Origin of the sequence: Bacteroides sp. AM07-18, from assembly GCF_003602695.1 — a bacterium.
Taxonomy (GTDB): Bacteria; Bacteroidota; Bacteroidia; order Bacteroidales; family Bacteroidaceae; genus Bacteroides; species Bacteroides uniformis.
The window spans coordinates 1-4861 of record NZ_QTLM01000036.1 but is presented as its reverse complement, the minus strand read 5'-3'; the positions used below and the strand labels follow the sequence as shown (position 1 = coordinate 4861).

Annotated in this window: 7 protein-coding genes; 5 read left to right on the top strand and 2 right to left on the bottom strand. The window is 39.8% G+C overall.

Annotated elements, in window-relative coordinates; translation table 11 throughout:
• Positions 1-365 precede the first annotated feature (365 nt).
• Positions 366-815 carry a DUF3791 domain-containing protein gene (locus DW096_RS19065; RefSeq protein ID WP_005868755.1) on the top strand — a complete coding sequence of 150 codons (450 nt, stop codon included), beginning with the start codon at positions 366-368 and terminating at the stop codon, positions 813-815.
• On the top strand, positions 812-1294 hold the full coding sequence (locus tag DW096_RS19060; protein WP_005868753.1) for a DUF3990 domain-containing protein: 483 nt from the start codon (positions 812-814) through the stop codon (positions 1292-1294). Before DW096_RS19065 ends, DW096_RS19060 begins: the two co-directional genes overlap by 4 nt.
• Positions 1295-1638: 344 nt before the next feature.
• Here DW096_RS19060 and DW096_RS19055 read toward each other — a convergent pair whose 3' ends face one another.
• Complete coding sequence (locus DW096_RS19055; protein WP_007564664.1) at positions 1639-1836, bottom strand: hypothetical protein; 198 nt, start codon at positions 1834-1836, stop codon at positions 1639-1641.
• A 331-nt stretch (positions 1837-2167) separates the two neighbouring features.
• On the opposite strand from DW096_RS19055, the gene DW096_RS19050 reads away from it, so the two are divergent.
• The 3 genes from DW096_RS19050 (at position 2168) to DW096_RS19040 (ending at position 4285) form a co-directional block, all read left to right on the top strand.
• Positions 2168-2503: a single-stranded DNA-binding protein gene (locus DW096_RS19050; protein WP_118929325.1), complete on the top strand. Its 336-nt coding sequence runs from the start codon at positions 2168-2170 to the stop codon at positions 2501-2503.
• A 169-nt stretch (positions 2504-2672) separates the two neighbouring features.
• Complete coding sequence (locus DW096_RS19045) at positions 2673-3011, top strand: helix-turn-helix domain-containing protein (RefSeq protein ID WP_005868750.1); 339 nt, start codon at positions 2673-2675, stop codon at positions 3009-3011.
• A complete protein-coding gene (locus DW096_RS19040; protein ID WP_005868749.1) occupies positions 3008-4285 on the top strand; it encodes a type II toxin-antitoxin system HipA family toxin in 1278 nt (425 codons plus the stop codon). Before DW096_RS19045 ends, DW096_RS19040 begins: the two co-directional genes overlap by 4 nt.
• A 157-nt stretch (positions 4286-4442) precedes the next feature.
• Here DW096_RS19040 and DW096_RS19490 read toward each other — a convergent pair whose 3' ends face one another.
• Positions 4443-4604 (bottom strand): hypothetical protein, encoded by a 162-nt coding sequence (locus DW096_RS19490; protein ID WP_005868748.1) that lies wholly within the window; start codon positions 4602-4604, stop codon positions 4443-4445.
• Between the last annotated feature and the right edge of the window lie 257 nt (positions 4605-4861).

Below are 4861 nucleotides of genomic sequence, written 5' to 3'. Positions count from 1 at the left end.
TAAATTTCAAATATTTCAAAGAACTCTTTTAGATTTTAATGGGACAACAATGTTTGTAAAAGGTAAAACAATATGCGTTTTTCAGATACAGAGAACAATATGACCTTTTGCATAGGTGTGTGTTGGTTAGGAACTCCAAATATGGAGTCGTTGCAGAAAATAATGATGAACTTGAATATTATTGATAAGGATGGAAACAATGGAAGCTAATGAACTGATGCGATATGCCTATGAATTACTGCAAGGGCATTCGAATGAAGAATGTGCCCGAATATTAAGAGAAGTGGTGGCCGAGTGTCAGGTGTGTATAAAGAACTGTGAAGAAGGTGTTTTCGAAAATATGCTAAAGTAATAACAACAAGAATATGGAAATTACTCATAAAAATCAAGGAGAACTTGACTCAACCATGCTCCCATTCGTGATGAGAGAGCTGGTAGAACTGGTCATGAAGAAAAAGGCATTGCCTTTAGGCGATGCACTGTATTATATATATTCTTCCAAGTTGTATAAATCTTTGCTGGATAAGAGTACCAAGTTATGGTATTCAAGTACATTGTCGCTTTATGAAACATTGGAGAAGGAAAAAACAGAAGAAAAACGACGGTATAACGGTGACACGAAGATCCTGCTTTTCAAGATGTTCTGCATTGAGAATTATAGGGAGGAAAAGAAACAAAGTGCGGAAGAAACCTTGTTGTTGTTTTCGGACTATGGGGTTTTTGATTTTTTGGATGAGACTTTTGAAATGCTTCATACCCAAGACCCCGAATATATATTAGATACTATAACGACTTATATCAATAAAAGAAAATGAGACTATTTCATGGATCTACAGTTACCGTGAAACGCCCTAATATACAGAAAGGACGGAAGGCTACGGACTTTGGGAAGGGATTTTATACGACAACCAACTTTGAACAAGCAAAAAAATGGGCTTTGTTGAAGAAGAACAGGGAACAGAGCGAAAAAGCAATCGTCTCTGTTTATGAAGTTCCCGATGATATTCTTGATAGGGAATATCCGGTTCTTCGGTTTATGGGTGCGACAAAAGAATGGCTGGAGTTTGTTGTCAACAACCGCAGAGGAAGAGAAAACGGTGACTATGACCTAATAATGGGGCCTGTCGCAAATGACCAGTTATATGCGACAATTCGGCTTTATGAACAGAGAGTTGTTACGGCTGAAGCCGCTATTGAGATGCTGAAAGCGCATAAGTTGTTCAATCAGCTTTCATTTCATACGGTAACAGTCGCTTTGTTGTTGAAGTTTGTTGAATCAATTGAAGTGGGGTAAAGAATATGTGAAGTGAAAATAGGGGGAAGTTTATCCCCCAATGGTAAGGTTGTTTTTTGCGTCCACTTAGTTTTTTCCCACCCACCCTTTCAGCGGAGTGACTGCCCGGCAGTCTGTTGCTTACCCATATGTCCTAGCCTTTTAGGGCTGTAGATAGGTAGTTGGATATTTCGCTGCCAAATCGGCAGTCCGCTTCAATCGTTTGCTTGCTTTTCTCCGAGTGGAGCCTTTCTGCTTTTCCGGTGGTGTAATCTTCTTTTATTGGAAACAGGTGTAGTGGCTGTATGCCTGTGTGGTTATGTTCTCCCGCAGAATCCGCAAGTCAGTTCTTCCGTTGCAGCTTTTCATTTTATCGTGCAGTCACTTTTTTCGATACGTGGAATATGATATGCTTCATTCTTCGGCTTCATTTTTTTAAAAGGAATTGCAGATGTTTCTTCCGGTGTGTCGATAGGCGGCTGACCATCTTTTCGGGATGTGCCATGCTTGCTGTCTAACCGGTTGTTTTTTGCATCCTTTCCAAACCTGTTACTGATTTTCAAGTTTTGTCTTTTTCATATCATTTTTTAGGGAAGTCAAATCATTTTCCGTTGCAAATATAGATTGTTGCTAACCCCTTTTACGGGGATAAGGGGACGATTCACAAACACCACGTTGTTATTCGTCTGAAATCTTCCTTTTTTTGCCTTGCACAAAAAGCGTATTTAACCCGAATTATTCGTTGCCATCTTCACCAATAAAAAAGTTACAAATCTTCCTTTTTCCGGCCAGCATAAAAAGAGTATTTATATCTTTTTTCATGGTGTCCCCCAAAGCCAACAATCAGTTATTGCACTGTAAAATTGATTAATTAACTTCTAAAAAATCAGAGATATGAAAAAGATTGAAAATTCATTCGCAGTAACAGGCAGGATTTGTAGGGATGCAGAAATCCATTTATTCAAAATAGTAAAGGTTGCACACTTCTCTATTGTGGTCAGTCGCATAGGCAAGATAAATGAAGAAAAAACATTTGTTTCCTCTGTTATGAAAGTTGAAGCCTGGAGTAAGATGGAAGACCGCTATGCTTTTTGGATACTGCAAAAAGATGTACTGATTACCGTTGAAGGCTACTTTAAGCCGGAAGAATGGACGGATTCTAAAAGTGGGGAGAAACGTAACCGCATTGTGATGGTAGCTACTAAGTTCTACCCGACTCCGGAAAAATAAGAACCCCCGGACTAAAAAGAAAAAGCAATCAAACGATTGAAGCGGCACAAGGTCGCTTCAATCGTTTGCTAATGCGGCAGAAGATTATAAAAAAAGTGTTTCTTAATTTGGTGATTTTCAGATTTATCGGTATTTTTGTATCAAAAATGATACCTAAATATGTTTTTCTATGAAAAGATTATATGATACATATACAATATACGAATTTTCAGATGAATGTATTGTAAAGGAAATCTGCAAGAGAGTTAAGTCTATAAGACTTAGCTGCTGTTTTTCCCAGCAAGAATTTGCGGATAAGGCAGGAGTATCTATCGTTACTATTAAGAGAATAGAATCTTGTAAAGTAAGTGATATTGCCCTAAGTACATTGCTTAAGATTTTGCGTATAAGTGGAACTCTTGAAGGCGTTGTCGGTTTGGTTCCGGAACTTCCAGACTCCCCTTTCCTAATCAATGAAAAAACAGGTAAAAGAATACAAAGAATTAACGGTAAACGTAAGATGGTATGAAGAAAGAGCCGATTATAGTGAATGTATATCTGTGGGGGACTTGCATTGGCAAATTGAATTGGGACTTTGAAAAGCATTGTTCTGTATTCCAATTTACGGATGAATATAGGAAACAAGATTATGATATATGCCCTTCCACACACCCTAAGAGAACCCCTTTGTTTGCGTCTTTCTATGGGAATAAAGATAAATTATATCAAGGGCTTCCGGAATTTCTTGCAGATGCGCTTCCTGACAAATGGGGGGCTTCCCTATTTGACCAATGGCTCACGGATAATAATATAAAGGTTACGGAATCATTGCCTCTATTGAAGCTCTCTTATATTGGCAAGAGGGCTATGGGAGCATTGGAATTTGAACCGGAATTTAATGATGATGCCATCCATGAGTCAGTAAATATGTCATCATTGGCAACTTTGGCTTCTAAAATATATAATGATCGAGATGCTGCTGTCATATCACCGGAGGATAGCCTCACGATGAAAAAGTTGATATATCTTGGAACTTCTGCCGGTGGCATGCGCCCGAAGGCAGTGATTGCCTATAATCTCGAAACGGAAGAGTTTCGTTCCGGCCAGGTGGATTTGCCTGAAAATTTTAAGCAGTATATCATCAAATTTAAAGAAGCAGATGACTCTCCTACCACAGAGATAGAAATGGTATATAGCGAAATGGCAAAGGCGGCGGGAATCAACATGATGCCATGCTTCCTGAAAGAAATTGATGGAAGAAATCATTTCGTAACGGAAAGATTTGATCGTAAGAATGGAGAAAAGCTCTTTAGTCAGACCCTTGCGGCCATTATGCCGGGTGCAGATGATTATATGAAGCTGTGTTGGATAGCAGAGACTCTGAAACTTCCCCAGGAAGACAAAGATCAGATATTTATCAGAATGGTATTTAATTATGTCGCAGGTATATCCGATGATCATAATAAGAACATATCGTTTATCATGGATAAGGCAGGGGTATGGCGTTTATCACCTGCATATGATGTAATGTTCACGGCAAATACATGGGAAAATTCTTCAGCACACATTCATTCGATGGGCGTGATGGGCAAAAGGTCTGCCTTGACTACAAGTGATTTCGTCAACTTTGCCGAGGATTTTGTAGAGGAGCCCGAAAAGAAGATATTACAGGTGTTCGATGCTGTAAGCAAATTTCAATCGTTATGCGCCACGTATGGCATAGATAAGGCTATATTTGATAAAATCCAACATGTATTGGATGGATTGGTCACTGATGATTTGGATTTGCTGCAATTAACTTAAAGAACAGTAGATGGTGATAGTTGCTCCAGTCTTTTCTGGAACGGCTTTCTTTTCTTTTGAGATCTTTATACCCCTATTTGTTATTTTGGAGAAAGTCACATGTTTCCCACCCACCCTTTCAGCGGAGTGACTGTCCCCGTTTCAGGATTTCTCATAGTCACTCGCAGGCTCCGTGATTGTGTGAAATCCAGGAATGGGGAAGGCAAAGGAGAGAGGCATATCCGGTCTGCTTTCGGAGCTTCGGCCACATCGAGACAACCTCTTTCCGGCGGCTATGCCACTCTCCTTTTATTTGCCCGGCAGTCTGTTGCTTACCCATATGCCCCAGCCTTTTAGGGCTGTATATAGGTAGTCGGATATTTCGCCGCTAAATCGGCAGTCCGCTTCAATCGTTTGCTTGCTTTTCTCCGAGTGGATGCCTTTCTGTTTTTCCGGTTGTATAATCTTCTTTTTCCGGAAACAGTTGTAGTGGCTGTATGCCTGTATGGTTATGTTCTCCCCGCAGAATCCGCAAGTCTGTTCTTCCGTTGCAGCCTTTCATTTTATCGTGCAGTCACTTTTTTCGATACGTGGAAT